Here is a 20,991-nt window from a genome sequence, read left to right as displayed (position 1 = left end):
CAGGAAATCAGCAAAGCTGATTTCCTGTTTTTGTTTTTGATAAAAACAATCGATTTAATCATGGGTTTAAAGGCCCCGGTGGGTATATAGATTAAAAACGCTACAAATAATAAATCTGAAAGGTTGGAAAATAGCGATGATGATGGAAAAGCTGTCAACGGTATTAATAGAAAATCAGGGGCGATATGAAAAAGGTTTACTGCTTCCCCAGATACCACCGATAAAATCAGTGCGGGTTGTTAGTCAATCAAGCCTGAATATCAAAGCAAAAAAGAAGGTGGCCGTGTCGGTAGAGATCATAATGAATAGAGGATTTAATGAAATTCTAAATGCCTACGATCAATTTTTTGAAAATTACAGCGATCCGGAAGGGGCTCATCAGGTTCGGGTTCGAATCCGAAAATTTCGGGCGATGCTGGCTTTTTTTATGCCCTTATTCAAAGCCGAAAACTATCTGGTGCAACAGGATACCCTAAGGAAAATGGGACAGCAATTTGCCGAAGTCCGGCAGCTGGATGTTCTACTGGAAGGGATTTCAGAAATCGAAAAGGATAGCGCTATGGCGATCAGTGCGTTTGGGCAGATCAAAGACTATCTTCTGGGAAAACGGAAAACGGCCTTGACCCTTTTGTTGGCGAGTCTTAAAACCGATGCCTTTGCCCTGGATCTGCTGGACATTTGGGTATGGCGGCTCAATGATCCATGGGAAGCAGGATCACCCGATTTACAATTATCGGTTAAAGACTATACCGCAACGCACATTGACAATTGGCTGAAAAAAATTAAAAAAGGCATGAAAAATATGGATCTAAAAGATCAGCAAGCGATTCATCGGGTCCGGATCAAAAGTAAAAAACTTCGCTATGTCATCGAACAGCTGTCGTCTATTCTTAATAAAGAGATTTGCAAATCCATGGATGCGTTTGAAAAAATGCAGGACGATCTGGGTTATTTCCATGATGTCTTCGCCAACCAGCAATTGCTGGAACAACTCGTTTCAGAAAGCGATGACTGCCAACTCCACTACCAATCCGGCATTATCATCGGCTGGCAGATGATGGCGGGGAACCGCAAGATCAGGAAGTTTATAAAATAAACTTTACAGTCGGCTTGTCAGGTGTAAAGATACATGCTATACTTTTAATCATGAAAACCCGGTTAAAAGTAGGAGGCAAAAAAATGAAAGAAAACTTGTTAAAAATAGAAAAACTGAAAGCAGAAAAAGATGCGGTTATTTTAGCCCATTACTATGTTAATGATGAAATCCAGGAAATTGCCGATTATGTCGGTGACTCTTATTATCTCAGCAAAATTGCCGTTGAGCTGCCCCAAAAAGTGATTGTCTTTTGTGGGGTCACCTTTATGGGCGAAAGTGCCAAAATTCTCAGTCCCGAAAAAACAGTGATCATGCCAGAAGCCAATGCCGATTGTCCGATGGCCCATATGGCTGCCATCGATAAAATTGCCGAGGTGCGGGAAAATTATGATGATCTGGCGGTAGTTTGCTATATTAATTCAACCGCTGAAATCAAAAAATACGTGGATGTATGTGTGACCTCATCCAATGCGCTAAAAATCGTCAGGGCTTTGCCGCAGCAGAATATTTATTTTGTGCCGGATCAAAACCTCGGCCAATACATTGCCAGTCAGGTTCCGGAAAAGCATTTTATTTTTAATGACGGCTATTGTCACGTCCATGACGAAATCATGATCGATGAGCTGGAAGATGCCAAAGCTGCCCATCCCAATGCCAAGGTGCTGGTGCATCCCGAATGTACGATGACCGTGATTGGCGCCGCCGATTATGTGGGGAGTACCGCGGGAATCATTGATTACGCCACTGCCAGTGACGCCGATGAATTTATTATCGGGACCGAAATCGGCATTCTCTATCAGCTGGGGAAAAACAATCCTGATAAAAAGTTCTATACCATCAATAAAAACCAGATTTGTCCCAACATGAAAAAGATCACCCTGGCTAAGCTGGCCGATGCCCTGGAAAACGGCATCAATCAGATGGAAGTTGACGATGAAACCCGGACAAAGGCTGTTTTGGCGCTGGAAAAAATGCTGGAACTGGCCAAATGAGGGAGCACTTGAAATGAACGGCAAAACAGATATTATTGTGGTTGGCACCGGCGCCGCTGGTTTGTTTTATGCCCTGAATATTCCCCAGAATAAAGAGATTCTGATGATCACCAAAACAGCTGTGGATGAAAGTGATTCCTACCTGGCCCAGGGCGGGATCTGCGTCTTAAGAGACGAGGATGATTATGACAGTTTTTTCGAGGATACCCTGAAAGCCGGACACTATGAAAATGATCGTGCTTCGGTGGATGTAATGATTCGCAGCTCACCGGAAATCATCACCGATCTGATTGGTTATGGCGTGGAGTTTGAAAAGAAAAATGGCGAACTGGCCTATACCAGAGAAGGGGCTCATTCCCGGGCCCGGATTCTTTATCACGAAGACCTTACCGGCAAAGAAATCACCAGTAAATTGCTGGCCCAGGTTAAAAAGCGGCCCAATATTACGATCATCGAAAATATGGCGATGGTCGATCTGATCTGTCAGGATAACTGCTGCAGCGGAGTCGTGGCCAGTGACGGGACCGGCGCCATTCATTTATACCGCTCCGACTACGTGGTTCTGGCCACCGGCGGCCTGGGTGGGTTGTTTCACAGCTCGACCAATTTAGCCCACCTCACTGGAGACGCTATCGCCATCGCCTTAAAACGTCAGATCGAACTGGAAAACATCAGTTATATTCAAATTCACCCCACGACCCTGTATTCCCAAAAGCCCGGGCGCCGTTTTCTGATTTCTGAATCGGTTCGGGGGGAAGGGGCGGTGCTCTATAACCGTAAAATGCAGCGGTTTGTCGATGAACTATTACCCCGAGATCTGCTGACCAAGGCCATTCATGAGCAAATGGAACAGGACGAAAGTGATTTCGTCTGGCTGTCGATGCAGGACATGGGCAGTGATGTGATCACGCATCGTTTTCCCAATATCTTTAAACACTGTCTGGAAGAAGGCTATGATATTACCCGGGAATGCATCCCGGTGACCCCTGCCCAGCATTATTTTATGGGCGGCATCAAAGTCGATCTGGACAGCCGAACTTCTATGTCCCATCTCTATGCCATTGGTGAAATCAGCTGCAATCGGGTCCATGGTGCCAACCGGCTGGCCAGTAATTCGCTGCTGGAAAGCCTGGTCTTTGCTAAAAGAGCGGCTCTAGACACCCACGATCATTATGAAATTACCGAAGCTTTTCAACCAACGCTTGATCTGGACAACTTCAAAGATCTGGAGCAGTTGAGAGCCGATTATAAAAAAATAATCCTGGACGAAATTGAAAGGAGCAAAGTCATTGAACGAATCGATAAAGCTTAACATGGATCCTCTTATTTTACAGGCGCTGCAGGAGGATATTACCAGTGAGGATATTACCACCAACGCGGTCATCAAAGCGGGGATCAGAGCCCAGGTGGAACTGCTTGCCAAGGAGGCCGGCATCATTGCCGGTCTGGCGGTTTACCAGCGAACCTTTGAACTAATGGATACTGCGGCCACGGTGGAACAGTTTGTCAGCGACGGCGATACCGTTAACCCCGGAGATCTTTTGGCGGTCGTGGAAGCCGATGCCCGAACCCTGCTCTCCTGCGAGCGGACCGCCCTGAACTATCTGCAGCGGATGAGCGGAATCGCCACCCACACCCGGAAGCTGGTGGGTTATTTGACCGGCACCAAAACCAGATTGCTGGACACGCGGAAAACCACACCGAATATGCGGGTTTTCGAAAAATATGCCGTGACGGTTGGTGGCGGTTATAACCACCGCTTTAACCTGTCCGATGGCATTCTGATCAAAGACAATCATATCAATGCCGCCGGTGGGGTAAAAGAAGCCATCGCAGCGACAAAAAAATATGCTCCCTTTGTCCGCAAGATTGAAGTGGAAGTTGAAAATCTGGAAATGCTAAGCCAGGCCATAGAAGCCGGGGCCGACATCATCATGCTGGACAACATGGATAACGCGACGATGAAGGCAGCCATTAAAATTGTCAATGGCAGAGCAGTAACCGAATGTTCCGGGAATGTAACCGAAGCGCGGTTAAAAGAGCTTGGCGACATTGGGGTGGACTTTATCTCCTGTGGCGCCCTGACCCATTCCTCGCCGATTCTTGATTTAACGATGAAAAACCTGCGCATTTTATAAGGTCTCAACCAATTACAAATATCAGGAAAGGAGTGTAAACCATGAAAAAACAACAACGGCAGGAAGATATCATCAAGACTCTCCGCGCTTCCCGGGAACCGGTTTCAGGAACCGCCTTGTCCGAAATTTTTCAGGTCAGTCGACAAAGCATTGTTCAGGATATTGCACTCCTGAAAGCAGCACATTACAATATCATTTCCACCAATAAAGGTTATATCATTGTGGATCCGCCGGCAAAGGAAAAGGTGTTTAAAGTGTATCACAGTCACGAAGAAATTGGAGATGAGCTTTATACCATTATTGATGCCGGGGGTTTTGTAAAAGATGTTTTTATCATCCATGATATTTACGGAAAAATCCAGGTTGATTTATTTCTGGCTACCCGGGAAGATGTGGACAGATTTGTGACCGGGCTCGAAGAAAAAAAAACCAGTCCACTGATGAAGCTCACTGACAAGGTTCATTATCATACTGTCGAAGCACCCTCAGACAGCATTCTCTGGTTAGTCGAAAAAAGTTTGAAAGAAAAAGGATATTTAATCGTGAGCGAGTGATTCTTAAACCAACGATTTGGGTATGAATAGAATAGCACAAAAAAAGAAGGAAGACATCATGAAGTTTTCCTTTTTTTGCGCGAAGGCAACGAGCCAATCGCAAGCTCGCTTGCAGTTGGCGACTGCCCGCGACCGAAATGAAGCGGAGCGGAATTGAGGTTGCGCGAAGGCAACGAGCCAATCGCAAGCTTGCTTGCAGTTGGCGACTGCCCGCGACCGAAATGAAGCGGAGCGGAATTGAGGTTGCACCAGAAACGTTCATTGCCTTGAAATGGATGGGCAGTTTGGTTAGTGTAAATCAACGAAGGGTGGAAAAACTGTGAGTAAAATAGCATGTCGGCTCTGTCCCCATCATTGTCAATTGGATGAGGGTGAGATTGGATTTTGCCGGGCCCGAATTAATCGGTCCGATGTCATTGAAGACTTGAATTATGGAATGGTTACAGCCATTGCCTTGGATCCTATTGAAAAAAAACCATTGCGTCATTTTTATCCGGGCTCCCGAATTTTGTCAGTGGGAAGTTTCGGATGTAATTTAAGGTGTTCATTTTGTCAAAACTACGAAATTTCTATGGCTGGAATGGAAGAAGCCCATGGCCGCAGAATGACTCCTCAAAGTCTGGTGGCCAATGCGCTAAGACTGGTGGGTGAAGGGAATATCGGGCTGGCCTATACCTATAACGAACCCTTGGTAGGTTATGAATTTGTGCGAGATTGCGCCAAAGAGGCAAAAAAGAACGGCTTGAAAAACGTGGTGGTGACCAATGGCTGCTTTTGCGAAGAAGCGGTAAGGGAAATCCTTCCGGATATCGATGCCTTAAACATTGATCTGAAAGCCTTTAATCAGAAATTTTATAAAAAAATCAGCGGCGATCTTGAAACGGTCAAACAGACGATCCGGATTGCCAGCGAAATTACTCATGTGGAAGTGACTACCCTGATTGTTCCCGATGAAAATGACAGCGAAGTGGAAATCAGGGCATTATCTCAGTGGCTGGGATCAGTAGGGCGAACAATTCCCCTTCATCTGTCCCGCTTTTTTCCCAGATTTGAAATGATGGATCGGGATGCCACCGACGTTGCCCAGGTTTATCATCTGGCTGATATAGCCAGAGAATCTCTGGAATTTGTTTATGTTGGAAATTGTTGAGGCAGACCGATGGGAAATAAACGTTCGAAAAAATCAAATCGCTTATTAAAACAGCTTAAAGAAATGGAGCATCTGATTTGTCCTGTTGCGGTGCCAATAAATGAGGGCGAAATAAGCTTCAATTTTGAAAAAGAAACCTATACCTTTTTTTTGGATCCGGTGATTGCCACCTCGCCCCAGGTGGATGCCACCGAAATCCTCAGATCTGCAAAAGAAGGCTATGGGGGATGGATTGCAGCCTCCCATCAGGAACCGGAAAAGCGGCTGGATCTGATGCCGGCTGACTATCAGATTTCTGACCAGAGGCAGCCCGAACAGTTGCTCCATTTCTTCGCCGTTACCGATATCCACATCACCGATGGAGAATTTCCGGCGCATGGGATCTATTCAAAATACGGCGGCGGGATCGTGTCAGTGTATTCGGAGATGATGCACTATACTACCCACGTATTGGATGGTGCCATTCATTCGGTTAATGCTATTCATCATCAGAATCCCCTGGATTTTGGTTTGTCTATGGGTGATAATACCAACAATGCCATGTATAGCGAACTCCGGTGGTCCATCGACGTTTTTGACGGCCAAGAAATAAATCTGGACTTTGGCGTCAACCCTAATCCCCGAATTGGTCCCCGGAAAAATTTCTATGACGAATTTATGGCGGTGGGACTGAATCAGCAGATTCCCTGGTATCAGATTATTGGTAACCATGATCATATCTGGCCGGACAAACCGCAAAAAGCAGTTTCCGATGATCCTAACCGGCGGTTTCTGTCCCGGATGGAATGGATGAAGGAGTTTTTCAATACCGAAACCCTGCCGATTGGCCATGGATTTAAACAAGATAATCTTGAAACCGGTTTTGCCTGTTACAGCTTTGAGCCCAAAGAGGGGGTTCCCATCAAGGTGATTGTGCTGGATAATACCCAACGGGATGATGAACCCAACGTCCAGGGTTATGCTCATGGCTCCCTGGATCGGTCGCGTTTTGACTGGCTGGTGGAGGAACTGGAGAATGGTCAGCAAGAGGGCAAGCTGATGATGATTGCCGCTCACATCCCCATCGGGGTGGAATACCAGGAACCATTAACCAGACCGTTTATGTCCTGGAGTTCGATTTCCCCGGTGCCGGAACAAGAACTGATTGAAAAACTGCAATCCTATCCCAATTTGATCCTATGGGTTGCCGGGCATCGTCACCGCAATACCATAACACCTGTAATATCACCGGATCCGGATCAGCCGGAACGTGGCTTTTGGGTAGTGGAAACGGCATCACTCCGAGATTTTCCACAGAATTTTCGAGTCTTTGAAATCCTCAAAAATGCAGATAGGACGATTTCAATTATCGCTAAAAATATCAATCCAACCATAAAAGAAGGATCTTTTGCCAGCATTGCCCGGTCCTATGCGGTGGCGGCCCAGCAAATTTTCAATGGCCGCACCGAACACTTACCCACCGGGTCGTACAATGGCGAATTGCTGCTAAGCTTAACTAAACCGATGCAAGAAAAAATTGGGAAGCTGGCAGCGATGAACATTCCCTAAAGTAAATAAAGGAAGGCCATGCAAATTGATTAAGGTCTGTCAGGAAAGCCTTTATTAAGGTCATAACATGTAATTTTAGTAGAACTGGTGATTCATTGGGAGGTAAAATTCATGGAAGTAAAGACGCTGATGGAAAAATTGAAAAACGGCGATGTGCTAACCCGGGAAATGCGACATGAGATTGCAGATTCTTATAAATTAATGGACTTGGCCCTGGATTCAATTCTTAACGGCCTGATGATTATTGATACCGATCTGAGCGTAAAAAAATTCAATTATAGAATTTTAGAATTGTTTCAAATGAGTGAAGAAGAGATACTAAAGCTCGACATGAGCGATGTACTAAAAGACATTGATGTGGTGGATAATATTTTTATCAATAAACGTAAATTCTCGTATTCAGATATAACCCTTTTTATTGGTTCGAGAAAAATCGACTGCTTTCTGGATATTACCCCGGTGGCCTTCAACGATAAGGTCATGGGAGCTGTGCTGGTGATTCGGGAATCTAAACAGGTTCGTAAAGAGATCAACAAACTGGCTGGTTTTCGGGCAAACTATACTTTCGACAAGATTATTACCAGAAACAAGACCATGCTGGAGCTTATCAATACAGCCAAGCGGATCTCCCGAACAAATTGCTCGGTGCTGATCGAAGGGGAAAGCGGTACTGGCAAAGAGCTGTTTGCTCAATCCATTCATAATGAAAGTCACCGGCGAAATGGGCCCTTTATTGCCATCAATTGTGCGGCCATCCCCAAGGAGCTGGTTGAGAGTGAGTTTTTTGGTTATGAAACCGGATCATTTACCGGCGCCGCTAAAGGGGGAATGCCAGGAAAATTCGAACTGGCCAATGGTGGCACGCTGTTTCTCGATGAAATAGGAGAAATCCCGATGGAGATGCAGCCGAAATTATTAAGAGTTTTGGATGAAAAAAAAGTGATGCGAATCGGCGGAAATTATGAAAGGAAGCTTGATGTTCGGATTATTGCGGCAACCAACCGAAATCTCCTGAATGAAATGTCCAAGGATGCCTTCAGGCAGGATCTGTATTTCAGACTCAATGTTATCAACCTGCGATTGTTGCCACTTAAAAGAAGACGAGAAGATATTTTGGTATTGGGTCAATACTTTCTGCAACAATTAAATCAGGAAAACAGTGGGGTGAATAAATATTTTACTGAAAAATTCGCCGAAAAACTCCATGAATATAAGTGGGAAGGAAATGTCAGAGAGCTAAAAAACATTGTCCAGCGAGGGTACTATATGTCAATGGGTGATCAGATCGATGATATCGAAGTGCTGGTAAAAGAAAAAGAGGATAAGAGTATTTATAGTGAGAGTGAAGGTGAGACCCTCAAAGATCTCGAAAAAAACAGTATTGAGCATGCGTTATTGCTTAATAAAGGGAATGCCGTAAAGGCGGCCGAAGAGCTCAGCATCAGCAAGGCGACCATCTATCGAAAAATAAAAGCCTACGACATTCATGTCCGTAGTGTATAAAATTCACGACCATAAAATCTGGCATGATAATTGCTGCACTTAAACATAAGCTAAATTTTAAATGAATGAGATTGGAGGTTAAGATTATTTAGATTTAGGTATTGGATTTATGTGAAAGATCAGATTGAAAGGAGAAAATAATGAAAGCAGCAGTATGGTATGGAAAAAAAGATGTCAGAGTTATGGATGTTCCTGAACCCAAGTTACCGGGAGAAAATTTTGTTAAAATTAAAGTTGAGTGGTGTGGAATTTGTGGTTCTGATTTACATGAATATCTGGCCGGACCAATCTTTATACCAACTACGACACCTCATCCATTAACTGGCGGGACGGCGCCAATTACGCTTGGTCATGAATTTTCAGGTACGATTGTTGAAGTAGGCTCTGAAGTAAAAGGATTCAATGTCGGGGATCGAGTTGCTCCAGATGCTTGCTGGGTCTGTCATGAGTGTAATCCCTGCAAATTGGGAATGTACAATGTCTGCGAAAAACTGGCATTTACTGGTCTCATGACGGACGGCGCTTTTGCCGAATACGTTGTTGTTCCCGACTATACCTTATATAAGATGCCGGATAATATGTCATTTGAAGCTGGTGCGTTAATTGAACCACTTTCAGTAGGGATTCATGCCGTCCGCTCAGGTCCGCTTATCGAAGGAGAAAGTGTGGTCATCTTTGGGGCTGGAACCATTGGATTATGCACACTTTTGGCCGCCAGAGCGGCTGGCGCCGGAAAAATTTATGTGGTTGAAGTTGCCAAAGCGAGAAAAGAATTTGCCGCTAAAATGGGAGCTCACGAAGTTCTGGATCCGACCGAAATCGATATAAAAGCGCGGATTTTGGAACTGACAGATGGGATTGGGCCAGATGTTGTCTTTGAGTGTATTGGTAGTGACAAGGTCACCCCGATCGCTATTGAAGTTGCGAGAACAGGTGGAAAAATTATTCTCTCCGGGATTTATGAAAAAGAAACGAGTATTCAGATTAATTCGATCGTATTTACAGATAAGACCGTTATTGGTTCATTAGCTTATGCCGGGGATTTTAAAACGGCAATTGATTTAGTATCCGACGGCCGGATTGATATTTCGCCGCTGGTTACTGGAAGAATCGATATTGATGATATTATTGAAAAAGGATTTGAAGAACTGGTCAACAGAAAAGATGAAAATGTTAAAATCATTGTAAAACCATATTAATCAATAGTGCTTATGGTTGGGGTGTCGAATGTAATTTTGGCTGTATTTGCGGACAAGATGTTGGTGGTAATTTTTTTAAATCAATATGTTGGATGCCGAATAGTAAACTTTACGGATTGACACTCTAACCAATTATAGTATAAAGGAGAAAAAACCAATGAAACCAGTATTTACAAATTTGTTGCAAGTTGGTGTTGTTGTGAAAGATCTTGATGCGACAGTTAGGACATATGCCGACAAATATGGAATTGGACCTTGGAAAATATATGAGTTTAACAAAGATACGGTTGCGGATATGAGCGTTGGCGGTAAACGAATTGATTATGCGATGCGTCTGGCACTTGCAGATGTAGGAACGGTACAATGGGAATTGATTGAGCCACTCGATGAAATCAGTGATTATGCACGATTTTTGAGAGAACATGGGGAAGGAATTCACCATGTGGCGATGGATACAGAATCCTATGAAAGTGCACTGGGATTTTGTGATAAAAACGATTTAAAACCGCTTCAATATGGCTACTGGGGAAGTAACTTTCATTATGACTACAGGGAAACCCGGGATGATTTAAAATGTATTGTCGAGTTATATGGTCCAGAAGAAAGTTTTGAATGGCCGGAACCGGTTGCAATTTATCCAAAATAAGTTGTTGCATTAAACCAATATATTGACAACATTGCTCAGTAAAGGTTAATCTTAAACGAATGATTGTTCACACATTTATTTTCTCTTTTTCTCAAAATGAGATCAAAATCTCATTTTGAGAATTTTTGAGAAAAAAAGAAACATCTGATGATAAAATAAAACAAAAAAAAAGTTAAAAATAGCAGGCAATAAAAGTGATAAGCATAACAATTGCTTATTTAAAATACAACGAATTAAAAATTTAATTCGTTGTATTTTAAATAACTTATGGAGGTCATTATTATGGCAAAAGTAAATCTAAGCTTGCAGGTTTTGCCGGTGGTGCCGGATAGCGAAATTTATTATGTGGTCGATCAGGTGATTGAGATGATCAGTCAAACCGGTCTGGAGTATGTGGTAGGTCCTTTTGAGACATCCATTGAAGGTGAACTGGACGAACTCCTGGATATTGTTAAACGAGCCCAGTCTATCTGTATCCAGCATGGTGCGGAGCGGGTGGTTTCAATTGTAAAAATTGATTACAAGGAAGAAGGCGTCACAATCAATGAGAAAGTATCAAAATATCGGTGACAAGCTGATCCCCATTTTTTTTATTCTGACGATTCTGATCCTGTGGGAGCTGGTGGTTAACCTGGGTGTGGTGGAACGATACATTTTGCCATCACCCACAGATATCGGCTATGCCCTGATCGCAAACTGGTCGGATATTATGATGCATACCTGGGTAACTTTTTTTGAAGGTATGACAGGTCTTCTGGTTGCCGTTTTTTTATCACTGATCATGGCGATTGTGATGGATCAGTTTCCGGTAGTTAAAAAAGCGATCTATCCGGTTCTGGTTATGTCTCAAACAGTCCCGATTATCGTTATTGCACCGCTGCTGGCGATGTGGTTTGGATTTGGGATCGCACCAAAAATATTTGTGGTCGTGCTGGTCTGCTTTTTTCCCATTACTGTAAACCTGATTGAAGGTCTTCAAAGTGTGGATGGGGAACTGATTAATCTGGTCCGGTCGATGGGGGCCACCAAGAGTCAGATTTTTGCTAAAATTAAATTTCCCAGCGCCTTGCCTTATTTTTTTTCCGGCCTTAAAATTGCCGCAACCTACAGTATCATGGGGGCGGTAATTGGAGAATGGCTGGGCGGGAAAGCGGGACTTGGGGTTTATATGTTAAGAGCCAGGCATGCTTTTGCTCTGGATCTGGTTTTCGCATCCATTTTGGTGATTGTAATCTTGTCAATTGCGCTTTTTTACAGCATTGCCGGGATTCAAAGGGCACTGATGCCCTGGGATAAATTAAAGGAGGAAGAGGAATGAAAAAGAAACTTGTGATCATTTTAGTCGGTTTACTGATGATTGGATTAACCGGGTGTACAACGAAAGAGAATGAAAAATTAACCGTGGTACTGGATTGGGTTCCCAATACCAATCATACCGGGCTATATGTTGCCCAGGAACTGGGCTATTTTGAAGAAGAAGGTCTGGAAGTGGAGATCATCCAGCCCAGCGAGGGCGGCAGTGCGGATCTGATCGCTGCTGGACAGGGTGAATTTGGCGTCAGTTATCAGGAACAGGTAACCTATGCCAGAACGGCGGCCAATCCATTGCCAGTTATAGCGATTGCAGCGATTATCCAGCATAATACCTCGGGTTTTGCTTCACCGGTGGATCGTAATATTGTCAGCCCCAAAAATTTTGAAGGTAAAAAATATGGCGGCTGGGGTTCCCCCATGGAGGTGGCTACCCTGAAAGGGTTGATGGAAGCGGATAACGCCGATTTCAGTAAATTAGAGATTGTGGATGTCGGAGCCATGGACTTTTTTACAGCGGTCAAAGATCATGTCGATTTCACCTGGATCTATTATGGCTGGGATGGGGTCTCAGCTGAATTGCAGAACATTCCCATTAATTTTATCCGGCTTCAGGAGGTTGATAAAAACCTGGATTTCTACACCCCGGTGATTATTGCCAATGAAGATTATCTGGAAGAAAATCCGGAAACAGCTAAGAAGTTCTTGCGGGCTGTTACCAGGGGGTATCAATATGCCATCGAAAATCCCGAAGCGGCAGCCGATCTATTATTGAAGGACAACCCGGAAATTGATCGGGATCTGGCGGTGGCTTCCCAAAAGTATCTGGCTGAGGAATACCAGAATGATGCTGAAAAATGGGGTGTCATGAGTTTGAACATCTGGGAAAACTATGGAAAATGGATGTATGATCATGGGTTGCTGGAGAACCAGCTCAATGCAGACGAGGCTTTTACCAATGAATACCTGCCACAATAAATGCGTCCTTAAGGTTTCCGGGGTAACCAAGGAGTATAATCATAAAAATATTATTGAAGATATCGATATCCATTTGAATCAGGGCGAGTTTGTATCCATTCTTGGCCCCAGCGGATGCGGAAAAAGTACGCTGTTCAACGTCATTGCCGGACTACTGAAACCGGAAGCGGGCAAGGTTTTTGTCAATAACAAAGCGGTCACCGGGGAAACCGGTATTGTCAGCTATATGTATCAGAAGGATCTGCTGCTGCCCTGGCGAAATGTCATTGACAATGGCATCTTACCCCTGGAAATCCGGGGAATATCCAAAAAAGAGGCCCGCGAAAAGGTAAAAGAGATGCTGCCGGTTTTCCAGCTGGAAGAAGATGGGGAAAAGTATCCTGTTCAATTATCCGGTGGGATGAAACAGCGGGTTTCGCTGCTGCGAACGACTATGTTTTCAAAGGAGATCATGCTGCTGGATGAACCTTTCGGGGGATTGGATGCCATTACCCGGCTGAAAATGCAGGAGTATCTGCTGGAGATATTAAAAAAAATCAAGGGTTCGGTTTTGTTTATTACCCATGATATCGATGAGGCCATTTTTCTGTCTGACCGCATCTATATTATTAATGGATCACCGGCCCATATTGTCGAGGAAATCATCGTTCCTGTCAAGCACCCCAGCCCAAAGGAAATGATGACTTCCGGGGAATTGCGCCAGCTGCGCAGTGACATTCTAAAACGATTGTGAAACCAACGGGCGATACGGCTCGCCCGACAAACCGGACTAGTCAGAGCAAACAATAAAAAAAGCATGTTCTATCTTGAAGGAGCGGTTATCAACCGCCCGCGTAACCTCAGCAGTCTCATTTTTGAGACTGCTTTTCTTATAATGAGACAAAAATTCTCATAATGAGAAAAAAATACGCTTGCTTTTGTCGTGGAAATCTTTAACGAATCAAAAAAAAACCGAAATTAACACCATTTAAGTAAACGTTTAAATAAAAAGAAGATCTAGAGATTTTGGCACGAATATTGCTATAAATATTGCTGTATCATACAACTCAATCAAAACAAGGAGGTTTGCATATGGCATTAAAGGCAGCATTTATTTTTATTGCGCCCAACGCAGATCCGGCCATTCACCGGTCTGTGGTTGAAACCGAACAGGTTACCCTGATCTCAGTTGGAGTTTCGTCCTATGAAACGGCGGTGGATGCAGCTCTGAAGCTGGTGGAAGAAGGTGTAGCAGCCTTTGAACTCTGTGGCGGGTTTGGAAATGAGGGGACGGCAATGATTAGTAAAGCCGTCAAAGGAAAGGCAGCGGTCGGCGTGGTTCGATTCGATATTCACCCCGGTCTTGACAATAAAAGCGGAGACGAAATTTTTTGACCCAACTACGGGCACTTATGATCAAAAGGTATCAAAAAGGTAGGAGGTGACTTTTATCAAAAAGTTTATCATTGAATTTGGAATGGGGATGGATTTTCATGGTCAGGATGTCAATAAAGCGGCGGGAAAAGCGATCAAAGACGCGATTTCCAAAAGCTGTCTGATCGGACTGAATGAAATTCATGGTTTAACCGAAGAAAATCTCGATGAAAAAATGATGATTGAGGCAATTATCGGCGTATCCAGGCCTGAAGATCTAAACACTGAGGAGCTAAAAAAACTCTTCCCGGTGGGAAAGGTGACCATTATAGCCAAGAAAGGAGGATTGACAACCGCCGGTCTTTTCTTTCCCGGTTTTGGTGATACCGATAATACCATTGAAGCAGCCATTGTATGCGTAACCGTTAGTGTATAAATCACGCTGTGTTTGTATGATTCCATGTAAACAAAGCAAATACGAAGGAGGAAATATTTTGAAAATTTCAAACGAAACGATCATCGAAATGTATGAAAAAATGGTAAAAATCAGGAAGTTCGAAAATAGGGCTATGAATCTTTTTGCTGAAGGTCAGGTTGGCGGATTCGTTCACCTTTATATTGGTGAAGAAGCAGTAGCAACTGGAGTGTGCGAAAGTTTACGGGATGATGACTTCATTACCAGTACCCATCGTGGTCATGGACATATTTTAGCAAAAGGCGGCGACATGAAATTCATGATGGCTGAACTCTTTGGCAAAGATACCGGTTATTGCAAAGGTAAAGGTGGTTCCATGCATATTGCCGATGCAACCAAGGGCATCCTCGGTGCCAATGGGATTGTCGGGGCTGGTCATAATATTGCTACCGGTGCCGGACTGGGCATTCAGTACAAGGGCACCGATCAGGTGTGTGCCTGCTTCTTTGGTGATGCCTCCACCAACCAGAGTACCTTCCATGAAGGTTTAAACTTAGCCAGTACCTGGAAATTGCCGGTCGTCTTTATTTGCGAAAATAATGGTTACGGAATATCCGTGAGCCAGGCCCGGCATCAGAACATCACTGACATCTCTCAGCGAGCTGTTTCTTATAATATCCCCGGTATTACGGTCGACGGAAATGATGTCTTTGCTGTGTTTGAAGCCGTTCAGGAAGCCGTTGCCAGAGCCCGTAAAGGTCAGGGACCAACCCTTATTGAATGCAAAACATATCGCTGGCGCGGTCATTTCGAAGGTGATCCAACGGTTTACCGACCAGAAGGCGAATTGGAACAATGGAAGAAAAAAGATCCAATACCCAGATTAGAAAAATATATTCTTGAAAACCAGGTCATGACTCAAGAAGAGATGGATAAACTAAACGCGAAAATTGACGCTCTCGTTGAAGAAGCCGTTGATTTTGCGCTGGCCAGTAAATTCCCAGATGTATCATCCGCTGTTGAAGATGTTTACACCGATATAGTAGAGGAGGGACGATCAAGATGAGAGAGCTCACTTATGGTCAAGGAATCAAAGAAGGTATGCGCATAAAAATGTTGGAAAATCCTGACGTATTCATTTTCGGAGAAGATGTTGGTCTCTTTGGTGGATGCTTTGGTGTAACAGCAGGATTATTTGAAGAATTCGGAGAAAAAAGAGTTCGCGATACACCAATATCAGAAGGAGCCATCATCGGTGCCGCGGTAGGAGCTGCAGCTGTTGGTCTGCGACCGATCCCGGAACTGATGTTTGTTGACTTTGCGACGGTTGGGATGGATCAGCTGGTTAATCAGGCCGCTAAAATGCGATACATGTTCGGCGGGAAACTAAAATTACCGATGGTGGTGCGTTTGCCATCCGGTGGCGGCGTAGCCGCAGCAGCCCAGCATTCCCAATCGCTGGAAGCATGGTTTACCCATGTTCCTGGCCTTAAAGTTGTGTACCCATCAAACGCCCAGGATGCCATCGGTTTGATGCTTACGGCCATCGATGATGATAATCCGGTTATTTATCTTGAAAATAAAACCTTGTATGCAGTAGCCAGCCAAGTCGAAGATGAGGTCAAACCGATTCCTTTAGGAAAAGCCAATATCAAACGGGAAGGGAGTGATGTCACCATTATCACTTATGGTAAACAGGTTTATGATTCCCTCAAAGCAGCTGAAATGCTGGAAAAAGATGGGATTGATGTGGAAGTCATCGATTTAAGATCCCTCTATCCTCTGGATACAGAAGCTATCTTTGAATCAGTTAAAAAAACCCATAAGGTTGTGATTGTCTCTGAAGAAGCAAAACGCGGCAGTTATGCCGGAGAATTGGCAGCGATCATTGCCGATGAATGTTTCTACGAATGTGACGCTCCGATTAAACGGGTTTGTGCCCTGAATACCCCGATTCCGTTTTCTGGCAATCTGGAAGCATATGTGCTGCCAAATGCCGACGATGTGGTTCAGGCGGTTAAATCTTTATTTTAATAACCTTTATTAATTAACCCGGTAAAAAGGGTCATGGTTTTGGAAATAATGGAGTGTCAAGCGATGATATTATTTCCAGAACCTTTTTTTAGACAAAAAGACAGAAAAAAGGTGGTGAACATATGAATTCAATTGGAATCATTGCCAATCCTGCTTCAGGAAAGGACATCAGACGACTGGTTTCCCATGCAACAGTTATTGATAATAACGAAAAGATAAATATTGTCGAGCGAATCATCTTGGGCGCCCAACAAAATGGGGTGGAAAAAGTATATATGATGCCAGATCCCTATAATATGGGATATCGGGTGGAGGATAAGCTTGAAACCTCAGGCGAGCTGAGATGTCAAATTGAAGTGTTCGATTTTTATAAGGAGGACACCGTCGAAGACACTTATCGAGCGGTGCAATTAATGAATGAAAAAAAAGTGGGGTGCATTGTCACCCTGGGGGGCGATGGCACCAACCGGGCGGTGGCTAAAGATATCAAGGAAATCCCGATGATTTCCATCTCCACCGGCACTAATAATGTCTATCCGGACATGATTGAAGGAACCATTGCTGGCATTGCCGCAGCAGTGGTGGCTTCCCATAAATTTGACAAAGAAGTCTATTCAAATAGAGATAAGATTATCGAGATATACTCAGAGGGGCAGCTCAAAGACATTGCCCTCATCGATGCGGTGATTTCCCGGGATATCTTTGTGGGATCCCGAGCCATCTGGAAAGTTGAGGATATCGAAAAAATATTTGTCGCCCGCAGTCATCCGGCCTCGATTGGTTTTTCGTCCGTAGTAGGGGGGAAAACAATCATCACCGAAGCTGACAATTTTGGTGCCTATGTCAGTATTGATAAAAATGCGCCCAAAATTCGGATCCCCATGGCGGCCGGGATCGTTCTACCCATTGGCACCAGTGAACCGGTGATTTTGAAATTTAATGAAAAATATGAGATGACCACCTTTGGGAGAGGAACCATTGCCCTGGACGGTGAACGTGAAATAGAATTTCATCAAAATCAGACCTTTACCTTTAAAATCAGCCGGAATGGGCCATGGCATGTGGATATTAAAAAAGCCATCGAAGCGGGACAGAAAAACGGATTTTTCAAGGTTTCAGAATAATAGGAGGAAGCACTATGGCTAAGTTTTTAGTAATGCCCAAGCTCGGGTTGACGATGACCGAAGGGAACATTGCCAACTGGCGGAAATCAGAAGGTGACAGCGTCGCCATGGGCGAAATTATCTTTGATGTGGAAACAGATAAAATAACCAAGGAATTTGAGTCCCCAGGAGAAGGGATTATTAGAAAGATATTGGTGGCAGAGGGCACAGTGGAGGTCCTAAAACCGATTGCCATTATCGGAAAGGCCGACGAAGATATTTCGGGATTGCTGGCAGAGGCGCAAAAAGCGGTGGCTAGCCCGGCAGTCGCCGATGAAAAACCGGCAGTTGCCGAGCCGCCAAAGGCCGAGCAAGCTGCCCCCCAGCCGGCTGCTGGGGGGCGGGTCAAAGCTTCGGCCCGAATCAAAAAAATAGCGGCCGATTTAAACATTGACATTTCCGAGGTATCGGGCACCGGCCCTCAGGGCGCCATTACTGAAAAAGATGTGACTGAATTTGCAGAAAAAGCAAAAACAGCCCCGCCGAAAATGTCTCCAACGGCTGGGGTGATTGCTGCCGGTTTGGGGGTTGATCCAGGTCAGATTGACAAGGATGGTCGGATTATGAAGGCTGATGTGCTGGCCTTTAAACAAAACGCTGACTTCATGAAATTTGCCGATCCTCAGGAAGCCACCCGGCCGATGTCAGCGATGCGTAAAATTATTGCCAGCCGAATGTCAGCCAGTCAGGCAACATCGGCAACGGTTAACTATAACCAGCGGGTCGATACTACCGCCATGAAACAGCTCAGAGAAGAATTAAAAAGCACGGCTAAAATAACCTATACCGATATACTGGTGAAGGTACTAGCTAAAGCCTTGATGGAATTCCCGTTGCTGAACAGTTCCATTGTCGGCACTGACATCGTGACCCGGAATTTTGTAAATATTGGGGTGGCCGTGGCGCTCCCGGATGGACTGATTGTGCCGGTACTGAAATTTGTCAACAAAAAAGATTTGGGCGCAATTTCGACAGAAATTAAGGCCCTGGCAGAAAAAGCCAGAAACAATGAACTGGGAACCGATGAAATCACCGGGGGAACCTTTACCATAACCAATATCGGTATGTTTGGGATGGAATCTTTTACGCCGATTATCAATCAGCCCGAGGTTGCCATTTTGGGAGTTAATACCATCATGGATACCCCCATGGTAGTTGATGGACAGGTAGTTATTAAACCCATGATGAACCTCAGCTTGACGGCTGATCATCGGGTGGTGGATGGTTCGGTAGCAGCGCAGTTTGTGGCCAGACTCAAAGAACTGATCGAAAAACCCGGATTGTTGTTATTGTAATGGAGGCGAAATGATGAAGATTGTAATATTAGGAGGAGGTCCGGGGGGATATGTAGCGGCCATCCGAGCGGCTCAGTTAGGCGCTGAGGTGACCCTGGTTGAAAACAAATACTTAGGCGGGACCTGTCTCAATGTGGGCTGCATTCCCACCAAGGTGCTGCTACATACCACCGAACTGATTGACGCTCTTGAAAATGACGCCAAAGAACTGGGCATCACAATTTCCGGCTATGAAGCTGACTGGACAAAACTCCAGGCCAGAAAAACGAAAATTGTCAAAAAATTGGTTGGCGGTGTTAATGGCTTATTGAAGAATAACAATGTTACTAAAATAATGGGGACCGGTGTTTTTTTAAACGATCATCAAATTAAAGTCGTCACTGACAATCAAGACGCAGCGAGCAAAGCAGTAACGATTATTGATTTTGATTTTGCCATCATTGCCAGCGGTTCAAAACCGGTGATTCCGCCGATACCAGGGTCTGATCATCCGGATGTGATCACCAGTGACGAAGCTCTGTCCCTGGAAGCTGTGCCGGAAAGCATGTGCATTATCGGCGGCGGCGTCATTGGTTGTGAATTTGCCAGTGTCTACAATGCCTTTGGATGCAAGGTTACGATCATTGAAATGTTACCGGAAATAGTGGCCAATATGGACCACGATATTGTTAAACCCCTGAAAGCGAAACTACTTAAAGAAGGGGTTGAAATTTTCACCAGAACAAAGGTCGAATCAATCCAGGCAGGACCGGACGGCTTAGCGGTTATGACAAGCTCCGAAGCTGGAGAAAAAGTCGTTACGGCTAAAAAAGTGTTGCTTTCGGTGGGTCGAAAACCAGTGATTGATAGCCTGGAACTGAATACGGTTGGTGTTGAAACCGTAAGAGGGGCCATTAAAGTCAATCAGAAAATGCAAACCAATAAGCGTAATATCTATGCTGTGGGAGATTGCAATGGCGGTGTGATGCTGGCGCATGTGGCATCGGCTGAAGGCATCGTTGCGGTTGAGACGATTATGGGAATAAAATCACAAATTGATTTTAAAACCATCCCCTATTGTGTTTATACCAAACCGGAACTGGCCAGCGTCGGGCTGACTGAGGATCAGGCCAGGGATCTTGGCTATGACGTGAAGGTCGGAAATTTCCCCATGGCCGTCAATGGCAAAGCGATGATCATGGGCGAAACCTCCGGTTTAGTCAAATACGTGACTGATGCCGCAACCGGTGAAATACTAGGACTGCACATGGCCGGTCCGCGGGCCACCGATCTGATTGTCGAAGGAGCCCTGGCCATTCGCCTGGAAGCAACGGTGGCAGAACTGATGTCTACCATCCACGCCCACCCCACCGTCGGCGAAGCCCTGATGGAAGCCGCCCATGCAGTGAAGGGTGAAGCCATCCATATGATGAGATAATTGTAAACGGTAAAAAGAAGCGGATCAAGCTCTGAAATGAGTATGATCCGCTTCTTTTTTCAAACAAAGGCTAATATGGCAAGATTTCACATTATTTTACTTTTATTTCAACATTTTTTATCGTTTCTTTATAATTTTAAGGTTAATAACCGATATAAGAGGTATATACTTAAGTGTAAAGATTTTTCCTATTATTGTA

Annotated in this window: 21 protein-coding genes; all 21 read left to right on the top strand. The window is 44.6% G+C overall.

What is annotated here, in order from left to right; all coding sequences use genetic code 11:
• Positions 1-136: 136 nt before the first annotated feature.
• The 21 genes from ACEW8F_RS12100 to lpdA all read left to right on the top strand — a co-directional run bounded on the left by ACEW8F_RS12100 (position 137) and on the right by lpdA (position 20,792).
• Positions 137-1,096, top strand: a complete 960-nt coding sequence (locus ACEW8F_RS12100; protein WP_373483726.1) for a CHAD domain-containing protein — start codon at positions 137-139, stop codon at positions 1,094-1,096.
• A gap of 83 nt (positions 1,097-1,179) precedes the next feature.
• Entirely contained in the window at positions 1,180-2,088 is a 909-nt protein-coding gene (gene nadA, locus ACEW8F_RS12095; RefSeq protein ID WP_373483725.1) for a quinolinate synthase NadA, read from the top strand.
• A 13-nt stretch (positions 2,089-2,101) separates the two neighbouring features.
• Positions 2,102-3,400 carry an L-aspartate oxidase gene (locus tag ACEW8F_RS12090; protein ID WP_373483724.1) on the top strand — a complete coding sequence of 433 codons (1,299 nt, stop codon included), beginning with the start codon at positions 2,102-2,104 and terminating at the stop codon, positions 3,398-3,400.
• A 1-nt stretch (position 3,401) separates the two neighbouring features.
• Positions 3,402-4,226 carry a carboxylating nicotinate-nucleotide diphosphorylase gene (gene nadC / locus ACEW8F_RS12085; RefSeq protein WP_373483735.1) on the top strand — a complete coding sequence of 275 codons (825 nt, stop codon included), beginning with the start codon at positions 3,402-3,404 and terminating at the stop codon, positions 4,224-4,226.
• Between the two features lie 41 nt (positions 4,227-4,267).
• The gene (locus tag ACEW8F_RS12080; RefSeq protein WP_373483723.1) at positions 4,268-4,780 is read left to right on the top strand and encodes a transcription repressor NadR; all 513 of its coding nucleotides are present in this window, start codon (positions 4,268-4,270) and stop codon (positions 4,778-4,780) included.
• A 319-nt stretch (positions 4,781-5,099) separates the two neighbouring features.
• Positions 5,100-5,930, top strand: a complete 831-nt coding sequence (amrS, locus tag ACEW8F_RS12075; protein WP_373483722.1) for an AmmeMemoRadiSam system radical SAM enzyme — start codon at positions 5,100-5,102, stop codon at positions 5,928-5,930.
• A 9-nt stretch (positions 5,931-5,939) separates the two neighbouring features.
• Entirely contained in the window at positions 5,940-7,478 is a 1,539-nt protein-coding gene (locus ACEW8F_RS12070; RefSeq protein WP_373483721.1) for a metallophosphoesterase, read from the top strand.
• Positions 7,479-7,589: 111 nt separating this feature from the next.
• Positions 7,590-8,981, top strand: coding sequence for a sigma-54 interaction domain-containing protein (locus ACEW8F_RS12065; protein WP_373483720.1), 1,392 nt, complete (start codon positions 7,590-7,592; stop codon positions 8,979-8,981).
• 140 nt (positions 8,982-9,121) lie between these two features.
• On the top strand, positions 9,122-10,180 hold the full coding sequence (locus ACEW8F_RS12060; RefSeq protein ID WP_373483719.1) for a 2,3-butanediol dehydrogenase: 1,059 nt from the start codon (positions 9,122-9,124) through the stop codon (positions 10,178-10,180).
• A gap of 157 nt (positions 10,181-10,337) precedes the next feature.
• Positions 10,338-10,826 carry a VOC family protein gene (locus tag ACEW8F_RS12055; protein ID WP_373483718.1) on the top strand — a complete coding sequence of 163 codons (489 nt, stop codon included), beginning with the start codon at positions 10,338-10,340 and terminating at the stop codon, positions 10,824-10,826.
• A gap of 282 nt (positions 10,827-11,108) precedes the next feature.
• Positions 11,109-11,396, top strand: a complete 288-nt coding sequence (locus ACEW8F_RS12050; protein ID WP_373483717.1) for an MTH1187 family thiamine-binding protein — start codon at positions 11,109-11,111, stop codon at positions 11,394-11,396.
• Positions 11,371-12,144 carry an ABC transporter permease gene (locus ACEW8F_RS12045; protein ID WP_373483716.1) on the top strand — a complete coding sequence of 258 codons (774 nt, stop codon included), beginning with the start codon at positions 11,371-11,373 and terminating at the stop codon, positions 12,142-12,144. The genes ACEW8F_RS12050 and ACEW8F_RS12045 overlap by 26 nt, the downstream gene beginning before the upstream one ends.
• A complete protein-coding gene (locus ACEW8F_RS12040; RefSeq protein ID WP_373483715.1) occupies positions 12,141-13,115 on the top strand; it encodes an ABC transporter substrate-binding protein in 975 nt (324 codons plus the stop codon). Before ACEW8F_RS12045 ends, ACEW8F_RS12040 begins: the two co-directional genes overlap by 4 nt.
• Positions 13,096-13,848: an ABC transporter ATP-binding protein gene (locus ACEW8F_RS12035; RefSeq protein WP_373483714.1), complete on the top strand. Its 753-nt coding sequence runs from the start codon at positions 13,096-13,098 to the stop codon at positions 13,846-13,848. Before ACEW8F_RS12040 ends, ACEW8F_RS12035 begins: the two co-directional genes overlap by 20 nt.
• Positions 13,849-14,186: 338 nt before the next feature.
• The gene (locus tag ACEW8F_RS12030; RefSeq protein WP_373483713.1) at positions 14,187-14,489 is read left to right on the top strand and encodes a DUF6506 family protein; all 303 of its coding nucleotides are present in this window, start codon (positions 14,187-14,189) and stop codon (positions 14,487-14,489) included.
• Between the two features lie 46 nt (positions 14,490-14,535).
• Positions 14,536-14,904, top strand: a complete 369-nt coding sequence (locus ACEW8F_RS12025) for a Lin0512 family protein (protein WP_373483712.1) — start codon at positions 14,536-14,538, stop codon at positions 14,902-14,904.
• A 55-nt stretch (positions 14,905-14,959) separates the two neighbouring features.
• Positions 14,960-15,949, top strand: coding sequence for a thiamine pyrophosphate-dependent dehydrogenase E1 component subunit alpha (locus ACEW8F_RS12020; protein ID WP_373483734.1), 990 nt, complete (start codon positions 14,960-14,962; stop codon positions 15,947-15,949).
• Positions 15,946-16,917 carry an alpha-ketoacid dehydrogenase subunit beta gene (locus tag ACEW8F_RS12015; RefSeq protein WP_373483711.1) on the top strand — a complete coding sequence of 324 codons (972 nt, stop codon included), beginning with the start codon at positions 15,946-15,948 and terminating at the stop codon, positions 16,915-16,917. The genes ACEW8F_RS12020 and ACEW8F_RS12015 overlap by 4 nt, the downstream gene beginning before the upstream one ends.
• Before the next feature lie 122 nt (positions 16,918-17,039).
• A complete protein-coding gene (locus tag ACEW8F_RS12010; RefSeq protein WP_373483710.1) occupies positions 17,040-18,041 on the top strand; it encodes an ATP-NAD kinase family protein in 1,002 nt (333 codons plus the stop codon).
• A gap of 14 nt (positions 18,042-18,055) precedes the next feature.
• Positions 18,056-19,375 carry a dihydrolipoamide acetyltransferase family protein gene (locus ACEW8F_RS12005; protein ID WP_373483709.1) on the top strand — a complete coding sequence of 440 codons (1,320 nt, stop codon included), beginning with the start codon at positions 18,056-18,058 and terminating at the stop codon, positions 19,373-19,375.
• Positions 19,376-19,385: 10 nt separating this feature from the next.
• Complete coding sequence (gene lpdA / locus ACEW8F_RS12000) at positions 19,386-20,792, top strand: dihydrolipoyl dehydrogenase (protein WP_373483708.1); 1,407 nt, start codon at positions 19,386-19,388, stop codon at positions 20,790-20,792.
• The last annotated feature ends 199 nt before the right edge of the window (positions 20,793-20,991 follow it).

It is taken from the genome of Acetobacterium sp. (genome assembly GCF_041752335.1).
Taxonomy (GTDB): domain Bacteria; phylum Bacillota; class Clostridia; order Eubacteriales; family Eubacteriaceae; genus Acetobacterium.
Note: the sequence above shows the minus strand (reverse complement) of the source record. Positions and strands in the feature narration are given on the sequence as shown.